Here is a 16,868-nt window from a genome sequence, read left to right as displayed (position 1 = left end):
GCCTAAGCTATAGCGTATTCAGCGGGAAAGCGGACTGTTGACCGCATCATTGTCAGTCAATGCGCCTGAAAAACGGAGGTTATGCGATGCAATCCGATCTGGATGATTTGGACCGCTTCGATCGTGCGATTCTCACGACGCTTGCCTCCGAGGGACGCCTCTCTGTTACCGAGCTAGCCCGCAGGATCGGCCTGTCGAAGTCACCGACGCAAGCCCGCCTTAAACGGCTCGAGGAAAGCGGCACGATCCTCGGCTACCGCGCGATTCTCGATCCGATCCGACTGGGCCTCGATCACGTCGCGTTCGTCGAGGTGCGGCTGCACGACACGTCCGAAGCGGCGCTCGCCGCGTTCAACGAGGCAGTCGCTCGGATACCCGAGATCGAGCAGGCGCATCTCATTGCAGGGAATTTCGACTATCTTCTGAAGGTTCGCACACCGGATATGCGCCGCTATCGCCGGGTTCTGGCCGACCATATCTCGAAACTGCCGCATATCGCCTCGACCTCGACCTATGTCGCGATGGAAGCGGTGAAGGAAGACGGTCTCGCCGAAGTGACTTGATCGGGCAGGGCTGCTTGGGTGACGCTTCGACATGATCCTGGTTTTCCTTATCGCCACCCTAGCGCCCGTCGCGGCATTAGCTGACTGTCCGCCGCCACCGGACCATTCCGAAGAGATCTCGGCGATCCTTGACCGCATCCAGACCGTTGATCGCGAGATGGACGCGCAAGTCCTGTCGAACGAGCTTTGGGAGCTGTGGACGGATGCGCCGGACGAGCCCGCGCAGGAGCTGCTGAACTCAGGCATGCGCGCTCGGGGCAGTTACGACTTCCTGCGCGCGATGGACGCGTTCGACCGGCTCGTCGAATACTGCCCGGATTATGCTGAAGGCTACAATCAGCGCGCCTTCGTCAGTTTTCTGCGCGAGGATTTCGCGGCCGCGCTTCCCGATCTCGAGCGCGCACTCGAGCTGAACCCGCGCCACGTGGCCGCCTTGTCCGGGAAGGCGCTGACCTTGATGGGCCTCGGCCGGGATGCAGAGGCGCAAGCGGCGCTTCGCGCAGCACTCGATCTCAATCCCTGGCTCGCGGAGCGGTATCTTCTGAGCGAACCTCCGGGTCAGGAGCTCTGATCCGCTTTTCCTTTCGCGATCATGCCGCTAGACAGGGCCGGATCACGGGCCCGCGTGGTGGAATGGTAGACACATGGGACTTAAAATCCCTGGGCCGAAAGGCCGTGCCGGTTCGAGTCCGGCCGCGGGTACCACAATTCTGGGCGCCTCGCGCGCCTCTTAGCTGGCAGCCAGCAGCTCGTTGCATTTTGCCAGTTCCATCCGCCATTTCGGCAAGCGAATGACGGCTTCGGTCGCGTGGGCAAGCGGTCTGACCTCGAATTCGCCGCCATGCAGCTCGACGAGTTTGCGGGTCAGGGGCAATCCGAGGCCAAGGCCGCCTTGCGTTCCGCGCTGGGGGAGACGCGAGCCGACCACGAACGGCTTGTAAAGTTCCTGAAGATCGAGCTTGTCATCGAGCTTGCCGTCATCGGTCACAACGATCTCGAGATGTCCGTCTGCATCGAACGCGGCTCGCACAGTCATATAGCGCCCGCCATGTACATGCGCGTTGAGCAAAAGCGCGGTCAGCGCGAGCTTGATCTGGTCGGTGTCGATCTGCAGGTCGATGTCGGGCACGTCCTGATCGAGTACGAGCGACTTTTCCGCGTCCTCCGCGGAGGGGCGGTGAATATCGACAACCTCTTCCAGCAGGGCTTTCAACCCGGCCGTTTGCTCGTGAAGCAGAAGCTCGTGCGTTGCAGCGTTGGAATAGCGGATGATGGTCTCGACGAGCTGATCGAGATGCTCTGCCGATCGGCGGGCAGATTTCGCCAAGGCGCTGGCCGCGCTCGCCGCACCTGTCGCCTCGATGAGCCGCAGGCCGCCAAGCATGACTGTGATCGGGGTTCTGAGCTCATGTCCGACAAGGTCGATAAAGGTCGACGGGCCCGAGGGTGGGGCGTCACTCGCGCCTTCGGCGGGTGCTTTCTCGAGTGCCGCAACGACCGTCTTTCCGAGGGTTCTGAGAAGATCGAGCTGTTGCGGAGTCGGAGCTTCATGCGGCGTCACGTCCAGCGCGCAGATGCTGCCGATCCGGTAGCCGGAATTCAGAACCAGCGGCACGCCCGCGTAGAAACGCGCGCCCGGTCCGCCTTCGGCAACCATCGGATGGTCCGCGAAGCGCGGATCCTTGGAAAGATCTGGAACGACCAGAACGTCATCGGACATGATCGTATGCACGCAGAAGGAGTGCTCCTTCGGCATCGGGCCAAGCTCCATGCCGACAACGGATTTGTACCATTGCCCCTCATCCTCGACGACGCTGATATGCCCGATCGGGCAATCGAAAAGCTGCCGGACCATATCGGACAGGTGGTCGAAGAGCGCGGAATTGTCGTCGCGCAAACCTGCGACCTCTGCCAAAGCTGCAAGGCGCTCGGTCTCGTTGAAGGGAATCGGATAGTTACGCACGGCACACCTCTTTCCTGACAGCCCCATAAGGGTTCAGGACTTTGTCGAGATTGTGGTCCCCTTGCGGGATGTCAGTGGCGGTTCAAGCCTGAAAGGGCAGGGAAGTGACACGATTGCAGAAGCGCTCTCGCACCCGGGTGCCGTGCATCGGGCTTCTTTGAAGACGCCAAACGGGACGAGCGACATACTGTGAAAGCAGACTTGACGTCCGGGTGCCGTAGGCTTGCGGTGCTAGACGCTTTTCCGTCTGAGGCGGATCACGACATCCACGCTTGCGATCTCGGCTCCTTCAGGAGCATCGGGCAGGCGCGCGATCTCGAGCGCCTCTGCCGGCGCGTCGGTCAGCTTGCCATCCTCTTCCCAGAAGAAGTGCGGATGATCATGCGTATTGGTGTCGAAATAGCTTTTCGATCCGTCGACGGTCACCTCTTGGATGAGGCCCGCATCGCAGAAGGCGCGCAGCGTGTTGTAAACGGTCGCCAGCGAGACTTTCTCGCCCTGATGCTCGACCGCGGCGAACAGGCTCTCGGCGGTCACGTGGCGATGATGCCCGTCGCCCATCAGCAGCGCGGCGAGTGTCACACGCTGCCGTGTCGGGCGCACGCCGGCCTCGGTCAGCCATGCGGTGCCGCGTTCTGTAGCCGTGAGCGTCATGAGATGTGGCGCCTCCGTTGCGTCCAATGTCTTGAATATAGGGGTTCAGGTCGCCTGATTTCAATCGCTTTCCAGTGACGTGAGCCATGCGCGCGAAGGCGTGGCAGGCTTGCATGGCGCGCTGGCCCGGTGATAGTGGGGCGTGAGTTTGGACATTTGACAGAAAAAGGTGCCCCACGAATGGCCGACTACCCGACCAGCTTCGACAGGGATGACCTCTTGAAATGCGCGCGGGGCGAGCTGTTCGGACCGGGCAACGCCCAGCTTCCGGAGCCGCCGATGCTGATGATGGACCGCATCACCGACATCTCGGGCGATGGCGGTCCGAACGGCAAGGGCCACGTTCGTGCCGAGTTCGACATCCACCCGGACCTGTGGTTCTTCGAATGCCATTTTCCGGGCAACCCGATCATGCCGGGTTGCCTCGGTCTCGACGGGCTCTGGCAGCTGACCGGCTTCAACCTCGGTTGGCGCGGCTGGCAGGGGCGTGGCTACGCGCTGGGCGTCGGTGAGGTGAAGCTGACCGGCATGGTTCGGCCCGACCGCAAGATGCTTACCTATTACGTCGACTTCACAAAGGCCGTGCAGACTCGCCGCCTGACGATGGGCGTCGCAGACGGGCGCGTGGAGGCCGACGGCGAAACCATCTACCAGGTCAAGGACATGAAGGTGGCGCTGTCGGAAACCTGACGTCATCCCGAACAAGGCAAATCGAGCAGAGGAGAGCGCCATGCGCCGCGTCGTCGTCACGGGATTGGGCATCGTCTCGTCCATCGGAAACAACGCCGAAGAGGTGCTGGCTTCACTGAAGGCCGGCCGCTCGGGCATCACCGCCAATGAGGCCATGAAAGAGCATGGCTTCCGCAGCCAGATCGCGGGCGACATCAAGCTCGACGTGTCCGAGCATGTGGACAAGCGCACGTTGCGCTTCATGGGGCCGGGCGCGGCCTTCGCGCATATCGCCATGACCCAGGCCATCGCCGATTCCGGGCTCGAGGAAAGCGACATCTCGAACCCGCGCACGGGGCTCGTCGCGGGCTCGGGCGGTCCGTCTACCTCGGCGATGCTCGCGTCGCACCAGATCGTGCTGGAAAAGGGCTCGCCCAAGCGCATCGGTCCTTTCGCGGTGCCGAAATGCATGTCCTCGACGATCTCGGCCAACCTCTCGACCGCGTTCAAGATCAAGGGCATCAACTACTCGATCACCTCGGCCTGTTCGACGTCCCTGCATTGCATCGGAAATGCGGCCGAGCAGATCATGATGGGTAAGCAGGACGTGATGTTCGCCGGCGGCGGCGAGGAGCTCGACTGGACGCTGTCGTGCCTTTTCGACGCGATGGGCGCGATGTCCTCGAAGTTCAACGACACGCCCGAGAAAGCCTCGCGCGCGTTCGACGCGGATCGAGACGGCTTCGTGATCGGCGGCGGCGGCGGCATTCTCGTGCTCGAGGATCTCGAGCACGCCAAGGCGCGCGGTGCCAAGATCTATGCCGAGGTCACGGGCTATGGTGCGACGTCTGACGGGCATGACATGGTGGCCCCGTCCGGGGAAGGCGGTGAGCGGGCGATGCGGATCGCACTTCAGACGCTGCCCGAGGGCCGCCGCGTCGGTTACATCAACGCGCACGGCACCTCGACGCCCGTCGGCGATGTCGGTGAGATCGAGGCGGTTCGTCGCGTTTTCGGCGAGGGCCAAACGCCGCCCGTCTCCTCGACCAAGTCGATGACCGGTCACAGCCAGGGGGCGACCGGCGCGCAGGAGGCCGTTTACTGTCTTCTGATGTTGCAGAACGATTTCATCGCGCCTTCGATCAACGTCGAGACGCTCGATCCGGCACTGAAATCCGAAGAGATCGCGACCGAGCTGCGCGAAGGCGCGGGGCTCGACACGGTGATGACCAATTCCTTCGGCTTCGGCGGGACGAACGGCTCGATGCTGCTGTCGCGCTTCGAGGGCTGAGCGCAAAGAAGAACTGGACAGGACAATGAGCGGACAACTCGCCGGCAAGCGCGGATTGATCATCGGGGTCGCGAACGAGCGCTCCATCGCATGGGGCATCGCGAAGGCCTGCGCCGAGGCCGGTGCTGAACTGGCCTTTACACACCAGGGCGAGGCGTTCGGCGCGCGGGTCAAACCGCTTGCCGAAAGCGTTGGCTCCGACATGCTTGTTGACATGGATGTGACCGACGAGGCATCGCTCGACGCCGCCTTCGAGATGATCTCGGAGCGTTGGGGCGGGCTCGACTTCCTTGTCCACGCGGTTGCCTATTCGGACAAGTCCGAGCTGCAAGGCAGGTTCATGAACACGAGCCGGGCCAACTTCAAGAACTCGCTCGACATTTCCTGCTACTCCTTCATCGAACTGGCGCGCCGCGCGCATCCACTCATGGCCGAGACCGGCGGCACGCTGATGACGTTGACCTATCAGGGGTCGAACAAGGTCGTTCCCAATTACAACGTGATGGGCGTTGCCAAGGCGGCGCTCGAGGCGAGCGTGCGCTATCTCGCCAATGATCTCGGCCGGGATGGCATCCGCGTGAATGCGCTGTCGCCGGGGCCGATGAAGACGCTGGCGGGCGCGGCGATCGGCGGGGCACGGAAGACCTTCAAGTTCACTGACCAGAACGCGCCGCTCGGCTCCAATGCGACGCTGGAAGCGGTGGGCGGCACGGCCGTTTGGCTCGCCTCCGATGCCGGCGCCTGCACGACGGGCGAGATCATCCATATCGACGGCGGCTTCCACGTCCTCGGCATGCCGCAATACGATAATATCTGAACTGGCGACCGCTTGGGTCCAAGACGCACGCGGCACAGGTGGCAGGCGTTTTGGATCATCAAACGACCCGGCGACATGCGCCAAATTAGCGCCCGATTTCGTTTTGATACTGATCGCATGCAGAAGGTGATCCCATTCAGACGGCGCGGGCGCAGGCGAGGACCAGGTCGGCGGTTGCTGCTGTTGATCGCGGCTCTCTCCGTGGGACTGTTTGCTGCGGCACCCGATGCGCGTATCGAATTGGCGGTCGAAACCGTTCGCGTCACCGCGGAAAAGCTGCTCGACCGATTGCCCGATGAAATCCCTTTCGTCGCACCGGGCAGTGATGCCGTGCTGACAGGGCGCGTCAGCCATATCCGCGATGGTGACACGCTTGAGATCGGCGGTGTTCCCGTTCGCTTCACCGATCTGGACTGTCCCGAGCTGGGAACGTCCGCTGGCGAGACCGCGAAACAGCACCTGGTCTGGGCCGCCAGGGGAAGGGCGCTCTCGTGCCGCTTGACCGGCGAGATGAGCTATGATCGCCACCTTGGAGCCTGCACGCGCGACGATGGAACCCGGATCCGGGACGCGATGCGAGCCAAGGGGATCTGCAGCTGAGGGAACCGCCCTTGCCCGCTGTCGTTGTCCTCCGAACACCGACAGGAGGTCATTCATGGCGCACAGCCTCACGCTCAAATCCATCGAACCCGTTACGCACGACACCAACCACCTCGTCTTCGAGAAGCCCTCAGGCATCGAGTTCAAGCCGGGGCAGGCGGTCGATCTTGCGCTCGACAAGGAGGGCTGGCGCGACGAGAAACGTCCCTTCACCTTCACGTCGCTGCCCGAGGACGACACGCTCGAGTTCGTCATCAAGTCCTATCCCGACCATGACGGCGTGACCGAGCAGATCGGGCAGCTCAAGGCGGGTGACAAGGTTCTCGTCGACGATCCCTGGGGCGCGATCGAGGACAAGGGGCCGGGTTGGTTCATCGCCGGCGGCGCGGGCGTGACGCCCTTCATCGCGATCCTGAAACAGCGTCTGAAGGACAACGGCACGCTCGAAGGCTGCAAGCTGATCTTCTCGAACAAGACCGAGAAGGACATTATCCTGCGCGACACGTTCGAGAGCATGAAAGGCCTCGAATGCGTCTTCACCGTGACCGACCAGCAAGACAGCCCGCTTTATACCGGCGAGATCGGGAAAGAGATGCTGTCCCAGCACGTCACGCCGGGCGACGGCAAATGCTATGTCTGCGGGCCCGACGCGATGCTCGACGATATCTCGGCATGCCTTAAAGAAATCGGTGTGCCGGAAGACGACATCATCACCGAGGAATTCGACTGAGCCGCACTCAGAACCACTGACCGGGCTCCATCAGCCCCATGTCCAGAAACTGCCGTGAGTGCCATTCGAAGGGCGTCGAATTGTGCCAGGTGAAGGTGCGGATATCGAAGGTGGAGCCCGGATTCTTCTTGAGCGCCTTGGCCGTTCGGAACGAGGCGAGCGCGGCGGTCAGGTTGTTGTGCCACGGACAGGCATAGGTGTTGTATTCCTCGTCCGAGAACGTGTGATCCGCGCTTAGCTCCAGTCCCGGCTTGGCGCGGAAAAGTGAAATCCGGTCGATCTTGCGCCGCGCGGCAGGCACGTGTTCCTCGTAGCGCCATCTCAGCCCACCGAAGAAATCGAGTTGCCGCTCCTTGGGGTAATTGTGGTTGTCGGGATCGTTCCGCGCCAGGGCGTAATAGCCTGACTTGTCGAGATACGCCTGATCCAGGGACACCGCGTTCGGGTAGCGGCTGAGATCGGCGGCGTAGAGGTCGACCACGTAGGTCAACATGGACTCGCGCCGCTCCTCTGTATGGAAGGCCAGGAGTTCCCCGACCGTCCTCGTCTCGCAGAACGGATAGAACAGGTATTCGGCGTTGTAGCAGTAGAACATCCACCGGCCCGGTGCGGCGCCGATAACGCGATTGACCGCATTCGGCACGGCATCGACCGCGGTCATGTCGTAATCGATGCGGATCACGCTGTCCTGCAGGTCCGGGGCAAGCGGCATGATATCGGCCATGAAGACGAGGACCGTGCCGAAGCCCGAATGCTGGTGATGGCGGATCGTGGTGTCGAGTTCCACCGTGTCCTCTGCGAAGATCATCGCCAGAGGAAGCTTGCCTTTGGCAAGGTCGGTCTTTGAAAGACAGGCGGAGAGCGAGTTGAAATGCATATGTGCCCGAATGTTTTGCGAGAAAAGTCCTGAAATTTCGTATCCATTGCAAGATGCGGAGATTCTAAGTTAAGAGCCGCGCTCAAACTGCGACACCGGGAGGCCCGGCATGACCGCGCCCATGAAGCTTTTCATAAAGACCTATGGCTGTCAGATGAACGTCTATGACAGCGAGCGGATGGCCGAGGCGCTGGGCGGCGAGGGCTACGTGCCCACCGACAGTCCCGATGACGCGGACATGATCCTCCTCAATACCTGCCACATCCGAGAGAAGGCGGCGGAGAAGGTCTATTCGGAGCTGGGGCGCTACAAGGGTCTGAAAGCCGAAAAGCCGGATCTCAAGATCGGTGTGGCGGGCTGTGTCGCGCAGGCCGAGGGCGAAGAGATCGTGCGGCGTCAGCCGATGGTCGATCTGGTCGTCGGCCCGCAGAGCTATCATCGCCTGCCGGATCTTCTGGCGAAGGCGAAGACGGGCGCGCGGGCCCTCGACACCGACTTTCCCGAAGAAGACAAGTTCGAGCACCTTACAGCCCGGCCCAAGGCACGCCGGGCGCCGGCTGCGTTCCTGACGGTGCAGGAAGGCTGCGACAAGTTCTGCGCCTTCTGCGTCGTTCCCTACACGCGCGGGGCGGAAGTGTCGCGCCCGGTCGACCGCGTTGTCTCGGAGGCGCGCGACCTTGTTGAACGCGGGGTGCGCGAGATCACGCTTCTGGGCCAGAATGTCAACGCCTATCACGGTGTCGGGCCCGAAGGCGCCGATTGGGGGCTGGCCCGGCTCATCCGGGAGCTTGCCAGGATTGACGGTCTCGAGCGCATCCGATTCACGACTTCTCATCCCAACGACATGGATGACGATCTGATCGCGGCGCATGGGGATTGCGACAAGCTGATGCCCTATCTGCATCTGCCGGTGCAGGCGGGTTCCGACAAGATCCTCAAGCGCATGAACCGCCAGCACACAGCCGAGAGCTATCTCAAGCTCATCGAGCGCCTGCGCGCCGCACGGCCCGATCTGCACCTCTCGGGCGACTTCATCGTCGGCTTCCCCGAAGAGACCGAGGCGGATTTCCAGGCGACGCTCGATCTGGTCGAGGCGGTCGAATACGGCTCGGCCTTCTCGTTCAAGTATTCGACCCGGCCCGGTACTCCGGCGGCGGAGCGCGCCCAAGTGCCCGAAGACGAGAAGACCGAACGGCTGCAACGGCTCCAGTCCCTGCTGACCCGTCAGCAGCGCGCGCTGCAGGATGCGATGGTCGGGCGCGACGTGTCGGTCCTCTTCGAGAAACCGGGCCGGATGGACGGTCAAATGGTTGGTAAATCGGAATACCTTCATGCCGTCCACGTCACCGGAGCCGATGTGGCTCCGGGCGATCTGCGGCGCGTTCGTGTCCTCGAAAGCGGGCCGAATTCGCTTATGGGAACAGTCCTGTAGCCCTCCGCACCTGGTAAAAACGCAGCCATCTGCCTGAAATTGCGGCCAAAATATGTCGCGCCTCGCGGCCTTGCGGCATCCCTGCGATTGTTTCCCGCTGTCGCACAATATCGGCGTGTTTTTGCTTCACAGGGCCAATTTAGTTGCTAAAGTGTTGATTATAGTAGCTTTGCATTTCCTCGCTGCCAGCGTCCGGAAGCAAAGCGTGGGGCAATGAATAAAGATTAAGGAACGAAGCTGTGGCGCATTCCGTTTTCAACATCGCCAAGACAGCGATCCTGAGTGTGGCCGTCGCCGCGTCTCTGGCGCTGCCTGGCGCGGCATCGGCCGACACCGCAGAGGCGCGCGTGCCGGTCATCTCGACCCAGAACACGACGACGATCCGCGGTGAGCGATACATCCCGGGCATCTGGGTCGATCCGGATGGCTGCGAGCACTGGGTCATGGATGACGGCGTCGAGGGCTACATGAGCCCCCACGTCAATCGGAAGGGCATTCCGGTCTGCCGGCGTGGCAATGTCTGCGGCGTCATGAATTCCGACCAGTTTTTTGCGACCGACAGCGCGAAGATCAGCCATGCCGGCAGACAGCGCCTGGCCGAGTTCTTCCAGCAATCCACCGCGACGGCCTATGTCATCACGGGTCATACGGACAGCCGGGCGAGCGACGAGTACAACATGCGCCTGAGCTACAACCGCGCGAACGCGGTCGCAGCGATCGGGTCGTCGGTCGGCGCGCGCATCACCGACGTTCGCGGCTACGGTGAGCGGATGCCCGTCGCATCGAACGCCACGGCGACCGGCATGGCGAAGAACCGCCGCGTCGAAATTGTCTGCATCCGCTGAAAGGGGCGCATAACATGAAACTCACGAGATTCGCCCTCATCGGTCTTGCCGGCATCGCGCTTGCGGGCTGCGAGTTGGCCGACGGTGTCGGCGCCTATGGCCCTGACAAGTCCATCGACCGCGGCATCGATTCCGATGACCTGTCCACCATGCGCGCAGGCATCTGGGTCGATCCCAATGGCTGCGATCACTGGATCATCGACGACGGCGTCGAGGGATACCTCTCGGCACGGATCGACAAGTATGGTCGTCCGGTCTGCTCGGGCGTGGCTCCGCCGACCGTTGCGACCGGCGATTTCAAGCAGGGTTCGACCAATATCATCGGCGATCCGCTCTGATCCGATACGTCCGATTGATCACGACGCCGTGCGAAGTGCCACTTCGCGCGGCGTTTTCCTGCGTGGACGCCCGGACAGAGCCCCTAATGCGCTTGCCCTTTGGCCGCCCTGCTGGGACAGTGGAGGTAGACTCGCAGATACGGAGCCTTGCGTGACGACCGGCACCCTGACCGACGCATCCATCGAATTTCCCGATAACCGTCTCCTGATCGAGCTTTGCGGCGAGTTCGACAGAAACCTGACAGACATCGAAGGCCGCCTCGGCGTCCAGATCCTGCGCCGCGGCAACCAGCTTGCGATCCACGGCGAGCCCGACGCTCAGAAAGAGGCGGTGGAGGTGCTGACGAGCCTCTACAACCGTCTCGAGCAGGGCAAGGAGGTCGGCCGCGGCGACATCGACCGCGAATTTCGCATGAGCCAGGACGAGCCGGGTGAGGATCAGCTCGAGATGTTCTCGGGCGGCAAGGTCGAGATCAAGACCCGCAAGAAGCTGATCGAGCCGCGGACGGAAGCTCAGAAGGCCTATGTCCGCTCTCTCTACGCCAATGAGCTGGCCTTCGGCATCGGCCCTGCGGGCACGGGCAAGACATATCTCGCCGTCGCGGTGGGCGTGAACATGTTCATCAACGGGCTCGTGGACAAGATCATTCTCTCGCGTCCGGCGGTGGAAGCGGGCGAAAAGCTCGGCTTCCTGCCCGGCGCGATGGAAGACAAGGTCGATCCTTACATGCAGCCGCTCTACGACGCGCTGAACGATTTCCTGCCGGGCAAGCAGCTTGCGCGCCTGCGTGAGGAAAAGGCCGTCGAGATCGCACCGCTGGCTTTCATGCGCGGACGCACGCTTGCCAATGCGTTCGTGGTGCTGGATGAGGCGCAGAACGCCACCTCGATGCAGATGAAGATGTTCCTCACCCGTCTTGGGGAGGGCAGCCGCATGGTCATCACCGGCGACCGCAGCCAGGTGGACCTGCCGCGCGGAGTGCAGTCGGGGCTGAAAGACGCCGAACGTCTTCTGACGGGCATCCCGAAGATATCGTTCAACTATTTCACGGCGAAGGACGTGGTGCGGCATCCGCTCGTGGCCGCGATCATCGAAGCTTACGACAAGGACGCCGAGACCGGCTGAGAAACGTATGCTGACCGAGACGATCCTCGAAGACGAAGGTTGGCTGGCGCTGGATCTGCCGGCTCTGGCCGAGCGCGGGGCGGTGTCGACGCTCGAGCATCTGGGGCTCTCGCCCGAGGCGTTCGAGATCGCGATCCTTGGATGCGACGATGATCGGATCGCGGAGTTGAACGGCGATTTTCGCGGAAAGCCGCAGCCGACCAACGTCTTGTCCTGGCCCGAGGAAGATCTCGCCCCCGAGACCGAGGGCGAGCCGCCTGACCTGCCGCAGCCCGAAGAGGCGCCGCATTTCCTCGGGGATATCGCGATTGCGCGCGAGACCTGCCTGCGCGAGGCCGCCGAAGAGCGGATCCCCGCCGAGGAACACGTTCTTCATCTTGTGGTTCATGGCGTGTTACATCTCTTGGGATACGACCATGTTCGTGACGGTGACGCCACATTGATGGAACGGCGTGAAGTCGAAATACTTGGCACATTGGGCCTGCCGGACCCATATTCACGGGGACGGGCATGACAAGGCCCAGCACAGACGGGAAAAGGAATGGGTGACAGCGACGCATCGTCTAGCGCCGCGCAAGGCGCGCTCGATACGGACGACAGTGAACGGCCGGGATTCTTCAGAAGGCTCTTCGAAGGATTCAGCGGCTACGAGGACGAAGACGGGGGCGATATGCAGCACCCGGCGACTGGCGGCGGGCATGGGCTCGCCAATCTACGCCGCATGCGCGTGGATGACGTGTCGATCCCGAAGGCCGACATTATCGCGGTTCCCGACACGATCACGCGGGACGATCTCGTCAAGGTGTTCCGGGAAAGCGGGCTGACCCGACTGCCGGTCTATTCCGGCACGCTCGACACGCCGGTCGGCATGGCGCATCTGAAAGATTTTGCTCTGATGCACGGTTTCAACGGCTCGGGCACGCAGTTCAACCTCAAGAAAATGCTCCGTCCGCTTCTTTTCGTGCCGCCGTCGATGCCGATAGGCGTGCTGCTCACCAAGATGCAGACGGAACGGCGTCATATGGCACTCGTCATCGATGAGTATGGCGGTGTCGACGGGCTCGTCACGATCGAGGACCTGATCGAGCAGGTCATCGGCGAGATCGAGGACGAGCACGACACCGAAGAGGGCAAGAACTGGCGGCTTGAGAAGTCCGGCTGTTACCTCGCGCTCGCCAAGACGCAGCTTGACGAATTCCAGGAAGAGATCGGCATCGACCTCACCGAAGACGAGGAGATCGATGGCGAGGAAATCGAGACGCTGGGCGGGCTCGTCTTCGTCCTTGCCGGGCATGTGCCAGCGCGGGGCGAGGTTGTGCCGCATCCCGCTGGCCTCGAATTCGAAGTGGTGGACGCCGATCCGCGCCGGATCAAGCGTTTGAGGGTTCGACTGCCGGGCGCCACGGGCACGGCGGCCGCTGCGAGTGTGCGCGCATCTTCGGAGGTTCAGGCCGACCGCAATGGCTGAGACGTCCGCGGTGCAGCGCGCAGCCCTGCGAAAGCGGCGCGTGGCGCTTGGGCTCATGGCCGGGCTCGTCTTCGCGACAGGCCAAGCGCCGCTGGATCTGTGGTATCTCGCGCTTCCCGCGCTCGCCAGTCTGTTCTGGCTTTTGTTTCGCGCCGCCGGTGCTCGAGAGGCAGGCTGGACGGGCTGGGCCTTCGGCCTTGGCTATTTCGGCCTCTCGCTCAGCTGGCTCGTCGAACCTTTCATGATCGATGCCGCTGTGACGGGGTGGATGGCGCCGTTCGCGCTGGCTCTGGCTGCCGCCGGCTTCGCCCTGTTCTGGACCTGGCCCGCATGGGCGGCGCTGCGGCTTGGTGCTCCGTGGCTGATGGTGCCGTTCTGGGCGCTGTCCGAGCTGGCGCGCGGGTACATCCTGACAGGCTTTCCCTGGGGCCTCGTGGCCTATGTCTGGGCACCGACAGGCGCAGTGCAATCGCTTGCTTGGATCGGGCCTTACGGTTTGACGCTTCTTACCCTCGCGCTTGCGGCGGTCGCTGGCCGAGGTCTGGCCAAGCGGAGCGTACGCCTCGCCGCGCCGCCCGTCGCCTTTTGCGTCGCGCTGGCACTCGGGGGCGCGTGGCTCGTTCCGGCGGCTGAGACTGCCGAGGATCGCCCCGTCATCCGTCTGGTCCAGCCCAACGCGCCGCAAGACGAGAAATGGCAGCGCGAGAATGCCCGGCTTTTCTTCGACCGGCTGATCCGGGCCACTGGCGCGGACGGCACGCCCGATCTCATCCTCTGGCCCGAGACGGCGGTGCCGATGCTGCTGAACCAGGCGGGCGAGGCGCTGGCCGTGGCGTCGCGGGCGGCGGGCGATACGCCGATTGTCCTCGGGATCCAGCGCGAGGCGGACGGCGCCTACTACAACTCCGCCGTCGTTCTCGATGCGGGGGGCCGGATCGCGGATGTCTACGACAAACACCACCTCGTTCCGTTCGGAGAATACATGCCGGCGGCATGGCTCTTCCGGCATATCAATGTCTCGGGCCTCGCGCAGCGCGCCGAGTATGGATATTCTGCGGGGCCCGGCCCACGGCTTCTGGATCTTGGTCCGCTCGGCCAGGCCCTGCCGCTCATCTGTTACGAAGCGGTCTTCCCACAAGATACCCGCGGCACAGAGGCGCGGCCTGCCATGATCCTGCAACTGACGAACGATGCATGGTTCGGCACATGGTCAGGTCCGTATCAGCATCTGATGCAGGCGCGAATGCGCGCGATCGAGCAGGGGCTTCCTGTGCTACGCGCCGCGAATACCGGCGTCTCGGCGACGATCGATCCGTGGGGGCGCATCACCGCGTCGCTCGGGCTCGGGGAGACGGGGTTCGTCGATGCGCCTATCCCTGCGCCGCGCGCACCGACCCTCTATGCGAAAACCCATGACTGGCCGGTCCTGTTGTTGCTCATCGGACTCTGTGGTGCGGGTGTCCTGGCCCGGGGGCGCAATCGCATTGACGCGGGTTCGGGTCCGGTCTAGCAGGTTGCGTCTTATACCCTGTCACAACGGCTTCCTGGCGTGGCAGCAGACCATAATGGAGCACTTCTCATGGCCAGAAATAACTACATCTTCACCTCGGAATCCGTATCCGAGGGGCACCCGGACAAGGTGTGCGACCGCATCTCCGACGCCATTCTCGACGCGCTTCTGGCCGAGGATCCGTTGGCTCGCGTTGCCTGCGAGACCTTCGCGACCACTGACCGCGTCGTGATCGGTGGTGAAATCGGACTGAGCGATCAGGCCAAGCTCACCGAATACATGGCCCGCATCCCCGATATCGCGCGGGCCTGCATCAAGGACATCGGCTACGAGCAGGACAAGTTCCACCACGCGACCTGCGAGATCACCAATCTTCTGCACGAGCAATCGGCGCATATCGCGCAAGGCGTGACCGGCGAGCGCGGCGACGAGGGCGCGGGCGATCAGGGCATCATGTTCGGCTACGCGACGAACGAGACCGACGCGCTCATGCCCGCGCCGATCCTCTTTTCCCACGCGATCCTGAAGCGGCTGGCCGAGGCCCGCAAATCGGGCGCGGAACCGCTCCTGCGGCCCGACGCGAAGTCGCAGCTGTCGGTGCGCTACGAGAACGGCAAGCCGGTTGGCGTGACGCAGATCGTGCTCTCGACCCAGCATGCGGACGAGGCGCAGACCTCCGAGGACATCCGCGCCATCGTGGAGCCCTATATCCGCGAGGTTCTGCCCGAGGGCTGGATCGACGATGCCACCGAATGGTGGGTGAACCCCACCGGCACGTTCGTCATCGGCGGGCCCGACGGCGATGCGGGCCTGACGGGCCGCAAGATCATCGTGGACACCTATGGCGGCGCGGCCCCGCATGGCGGCGGCGCGTTCTCGGGCAAGGATCCGACCAAGGTGGACCGCTCGGCGGCCTACGCGGCGCGATACCTTGCGAAAAACGTTGTGGCTGCGGGCCTCGCGGAGCGCTGCACGATCCAGCTCTCCTACGCGATCGGCGTCGCGAAGCCCCTCTCGATCTATTGCGACACGTTCGGCACCGGCGAGGTGGATGCCGCCGCGATCGAGCGCGCGATCCCGAAGGTCATGGACCTGACCCCGCGTGGCATCCGCACGCATCTCGATCTCAACAAACCGATCTACGAGCGCACCGCGGCTTACGGGCATTTCGGGCGGGAGCCCGATGCGGATGGCGGGTTCTCCTGGGAGCGGACGGATCTCGCGGACGCGCTCGCCAAGGAAATCTGAACTGAGACGGGCCGCGGGCTAGAGCGCGCGGCCCCTCAGCCTCAGAAAGAGGCTCTCCTCGTCGTCATTGCGGAAGAACGGCACTGACGCGGGCGGCGCGGTGTCATGGACGCGCGCTGTGATCTCGGCCAGGACCACCTCGGTGATGAAGGGCATATCGAGCGCCCGAACCTCGTCGAGCGCCACCCAGTTGAGATGACTGAGCTCGTCCGATGCCGCGGAGAAATCATCGGGATCGCTCGCAAGCGCATCCACGTCCACCAGGAAGAACCGCGCATCGAAGCGCCGGGGCCGGCCCGGCGGCGTGATCGCGCGAAAGACGAATTGAAGCCCTGCGGCGGATGGCCGATGCCCCGTCGCGGCGAAGCCCTGCCAGTCGGGCGGCGGGGATTCCCACGGGGCTGGCGTGCCAAGAACCTGACCGGTTTCCTCGAAGAGCTCGCGGATGGCGGTCAGCGGAAGTGCCTCGGCGACATGCGCGTGCTCGGTATCTTCCAGAAGCCGGGCGCGGCACCCTGCGGGCAGGTCTTCCGCAAGCGGGACGTCGCGGTCGCCAGGATCCTGCGCGCCGCCCGGAAAGACGAATTTCGACGGCATGAAGGCTGCCTTCGCGCCGCGTTGTCCCATCAGGACGCTCGGCCGTGTCGCGCGGTCTCTCAGCACGATCACGGTGGCGGCGTCGCGGATAGCGGTCTTGTCGGTTCGGTCGGTCGTGCTGCTGTCGCTCATTCTGCCCT

At 63.3% G+C, this 16,868-nt stretch carries 19 protein-coding genes, 1 tRNA gene and 1 riboswitch; of the genes, 16 read left to right on the top strand and 4 right to left on the bottom strand.

Annotated elements, in window-relative coordinates; all coding sequences use genetic code 11:
- Positions 1-86: 86 nt before the first annotated feature.
- The 3 genes from FIU91_RS15860 (at position 87) to FIU91_RS15850 (ending at position 1,268) form a co-directional block, all read left to right on the top strand.
- Positions 87-563 carry an Lrp/AsnC family transcriptional regulator gene (locus FIU91_RS15860; RefSeq protein ID WP_093015444.1) on the top strand — a complete coding sequence of 159 codons (477 nt, stop codon included), beginning with the start codon at positions 87-89 and terminating at the stop codon, positions 561-563.
- A 31-nt stretch (positions 564-594) separates the two neighbouring features.
- Positions 595-1,134, top strand: a complete 540-nt coding sequence (locus FIU91_RS15855; protein ID WP_152463218.1) for a tetratricopeptide repeat protein — start codon at positions 595-597, stop codon at positions 1,132-1,134.
- A gap of 48 nt (positions 1,135-1,182) precedes the next feature.
- A tRNA-Leu gene (locus FIU91_RS15850) sits at positions 1,183-1,268 on the top strand.
- A gap of 25 nt (positions 1,269-1,293) precedes the next feature.
- On the opposite strand, the gene FIU91_RS15845 is transcribed toward FIU91_RS15850, so the two are convergent.
- Together FIU91_RS15845 and irrA are read right to left on the bottom strand one after the other, a co-directional pair.
- Positions 1,294-2,526 (bottom strand): GAF domain-containing protein, encoded by a 1,233-nt coding sequence (locus FIU91_RS15845; protein WP_152463217.1) that lies wholly within the window; start codon positions 2,524-2,526, stop codon positions 1,294-1,296.
- A gap of 231 nt (positions 2,527-2,757) precedes the next feature.
- On the bottom strand, positions 2,758-3,180 hold the full coding sequence (gene irrA, locus FIU91_RS15840; RefSeq protein WP_152463216.1) for an iron response transcriptional regulator IrrA: 423 nt from the start codon (positions 3,178-3,180) through the stop codon (positions 2,758-2,760).
- Between the two features lie 180 nt (positions 3,181-3,360).
- Here irrA and fabA point away from each other — a divergent pair, with 180 nt between their 5' ends.
- From fabA to FIU91_RS15815, 5 genes are all read left to right on the top strand, one after another.
- Positions 3,361-3,870, top strand: coding sequence for a bifunctional 3-hydroxydecanoyl-ACP dehydratase/trans-2-decenoyl-ACP isomerase (gene fabA / locus FIU91_RS15835; RefSeq protein ID WP_093015293.1), 510 nt, complete (start codon positions 3,361-3,363; stop codon positions 3,868-3,870).
- 40 nt (positions 3,871-3,910) lie between these two features.
- Positions 3,911-5,140, top strand: a complete 1,230-nt coding sequence (gene fabB, locus FIU91_RS15830; RefSeq protein WP_152463215.1) for a beta-ketoacyl-ACP synthase I — start codon at positions 3,911-3,913, stop codon at positions 5,138-5,140.
- Between the two features lie 25 nt (positions 5,141-5,165).
- A complete protein-coding gene (locus tag FIU91_RS15825; protein ID WP_093015286.1) occupies positions 5,166-5,957 on the top strand; it encodes an enoyl-ACP reductase in 792 nt (263 codons plus the stop codon).
- Between the two features lie 174 nt (positions 5,958-6,131).
- Positions 6,132-6,557 carry a thermonuclease family protein gene (locus FIU91_RS15820; RefSeq protein WP_152463214.1) on the top strand — a complete coding sequence of 142 codons (426 nt, stop codon included), beginning with the start codon at positions 6,132-6,134 and terminating at the stop codon, positions 6,555-6,557.
- Positions 6,558-6,612: 55 nt separating this feature from the next.
- Positions 6,613-7,287 (top strand): FAD-binding oxidoreductase, encoded by a 675-nt coding sequence (locus tag FIU91_RS15815; protein ID WP_152463213.1) that lies wholly within the window; start codon positions 6,613-6,615, stop codon positions 7,285-7,287.
- 7 nt (positions 7,288-7,294) lie between these two features.
- Here FIU91_RS15815 and FIU91_RS15810 read toward each other — a convergent pair whose 3' ends face one another.
- A complete protein-coding gene (locus tag FIU91_RS15810; protein ID WP_152463212.1) occupies positions 7,295-8,164 on the bottom strand; it encodes a hypothetical protein in 870 nt (289 codons plus the stop codon).
- A gap of 109 nt (positions 8,165-8,273) precedes the next feature.
- On the opposite strand from FIU91_RS15810, the gene miaB reads away from it, so the two are divergent.
- From miaB to metK, 8 genes are all read left to right on the top strand, one after another.
- On the top strand, positions 8,274-9,596 hold the full coding sequence (gene miaB, locus FIU91_RS15805; RefSeq protein WP_152463211.1) for a tRNA (N6-isopentenyl adenosine(37)-C2)-methylthiotransferase MiaB: 1,323 nt from the start codon (positions 8,274-8,276) through the stop codon (positions 9,594-9,596).
- Positions 9,597-9,835: 239 nt separating this feature from the next.
- Positions 9,836-10,441, top strand: coding sequence for an OmpA family protein (locus FIU91_RS15800; protein ID WP_371418193.1), 606 nt, complete (start codon positions 9,836-9,838; stop codon positions 10,439-10,441).
- 14 nt (positions 10,442-10,455) lie between these two features.
- Complete coding sequence (locus FIU91_RS15795) at positions 10,456-10,779, top strand: hypothetical protein (RefSeq protein ID WP_093015271.1); 324 nt, start codon at positions 10,456-10,458, stop codon at positions 10,777-10,779.
- A 151-nt stretch (positions 10,780-10,930) separates the two neighbouring features.
- The gene (locus FIU91_RS15790; RefSeq protein ID WP_093015268.1) at positions 10,931-11,905 is read left to right on the top strand and encodes a PhoH family protein; all 975 of its coding nucleotides are present in this window, start codon (positions 10,931-10,933) and stop codon (positions 11,903-11,905) included.
- A gap of 7 nt (positions 11,906-11,912) precedes the next feature.
- On the top strand, positions 11,913-12,419 hold the full coding sequence (ybeY, locus tag FIU91_RS15785; RefSeq protein ID WP_152463210.1) for an rRNA maturation RNase YbeY: 507 nt from the start codon (positions 11,913-11,915) through the stop codon (positions 12,417-12,419).
- A gap of 27 nt (positions 12,420-12,446) precedes the next feature.
- On the top strand, positions 12,447-13,373 hold the full coding sequence (locus tag FIU91_RS15780) for a transporter associated domain-containing protein (protein ID WP_093015262.1): 927 nt from the start codon (positions 12,447-12,449) through the stop codon (positions 13,371-13,373).
- Complete coding sequence (lnt, locus tag FIU91_RS15775; RefSeq protein ID WP_152463209.1) at positions 13,366-14,883, top strand: apolipoprotein N-acyltransferase; 1,518 nt, start codon at positions 13,366-13,368, stop codon at positions 14,881-14,883. Before FIU91_RS15780 ends, lnt begins: the two co-directional genes overlap by 8 nt.
- A 15-nt stretch (positions 14,884-14,898) precedes the next feature.
- Positions 14,899-14,946: riboswitch (SAM-SAH riboswitch) on the top strand.
- Between the two features lie 6 nt (positions 14,947-14,952).
- Positions 14,953-16,131, top strand: coding sequence for a methionine adenosyltransferase (metK, locus tag FIU91_RS15770; protein WP_093015256.1), 1,179 nt, complete (start codon positions 14,953-14,955; stop codon positions 16,129-16,131).
- A gap of 18 nt (positions 16,132-16,149) precedes the next feature.
- Here the strand turns inward: metK and FIU91_RS15765 are convergent, their stop codons facing one another.
- A complete protein-coding gene (locus FIU91_RS15765; RefSeq protein WP_152463208.1) occupies positions 16,150-16,860 on the bottom strand; it encodes an NUDIX hydrolase in 711 nt (236 codons plus the stop codon).
- Positions 16,861-16,868: the final 8 nt, after the last annotated feature.

Source organism: Roseivivax sp. THAF30 (assembly GCF_009363575.1).
Taxonomy (GTDB): Bacteria; Pseudomonadota; Alphaproteobacteria; order Rhodobacterales; family Rhodobacteraceae; genus Roseivivax; species Roseivivax halotolerans.
This window is presented reverse-complemented; position numbering and strand designations above follow the sequence as displayed.

Coding starts and splice junctions, on each gene's coding strand:
- FIU91_RS15860 (WP_093015444.1), top strand. CDS start 87: ATGCAATCCGATCTGGATGATTTGGACCGCTTCGATCGTGCGATTCTC.
- FIU91_RS15855 (WP_152463218.1), top strand. CDS start 595: ATGATCCTGGTTTTCCTTATCGCCACCCTAGCGCCCGTCGCGGCATTA.
- irrA (WP_152463216.1), bottom strand. CDS start 3,180: ATGACGCTCACGGCTACAGAACGCGGCACCGCATGGCTGACCGAGGCC.
- fabA (WP_093015293.1), top strand. CDS start 3,361: ATGGCCGACTACCCGACCAGCTTCGACAGGGATGACCTCTTGAAATGC.
- fabB (WP_152463215.1), top strand. CDS start 3,911: ATGCGCCGCGTCGTCGTCACGGGATTGGGCATCGTCTCGTCCATCGGA.
- FIU91_RS15825 (WP_093015286.1), top strand. CDS start 5,166: ATGAGCGGACAACTCGCCGGCAAGCGCGGATTGATCATCGGGGTCGCG.
- FIU91_RS15815 (WP_152463213.1), top strand. CDS start 6,613: ATGGCGCACAGCCTCACGCTCAAATCCATCGAACCCGTTACGCACGAC.
- FIU91_RS15810 (WP_152463212.1), bottom strand. CDS start 8,164: ATGCATTTCAACTCGCTCTCCGCCTGTCTTTCAAAGACCGACCTTGCC.
- miaB (WP_152463211.1), top strand. CDS start 8,274: ATGACCGCGCCCATGAAGCTTTTCATAAAGACCTATGGCTGTCAGATG.
- FIU91_RS15795 (WP_093015271.1), top strand. CDS start 10,456: ATGAAACTCACGAGATTCGCCCTCATCGGTCTTGCCGGCATCGCGCTT.
- ybeY (WP_152463210.1), top strand. CDS start 11,913: ATGCTGACCGAGACGATCCTCGAAGACGAAGGTTGGCTGGCGCTGGAT.
- FIU91_RS15780 (WP_093015262.1), top strand. CDS start 12,447: ATGGGTGACAGCGACGCATCGTCTAGCGCCGCGCAAGGCGCGCTCGAT.
- lnt (WP_152463209.1), top strand. CDS start 13,366: ATGGCTGAGACGTCCGCGGTGCAGCGCGCAGCCCTGCGAAAGCGGCGC.
- metK (WP_093015256.1), top strand. CDS start 14,953: ATGGCCAGAAATAACTACATCTTCACCTCGGAATCCGTATCCGAGGGG.
- FIU91_RS15765 (WP_152463208.1), bottom strand. CDS start 16,860: ATGAGCGACAGCAGCACGACCGACCGAACCGACAAGACCGCTATCCGC.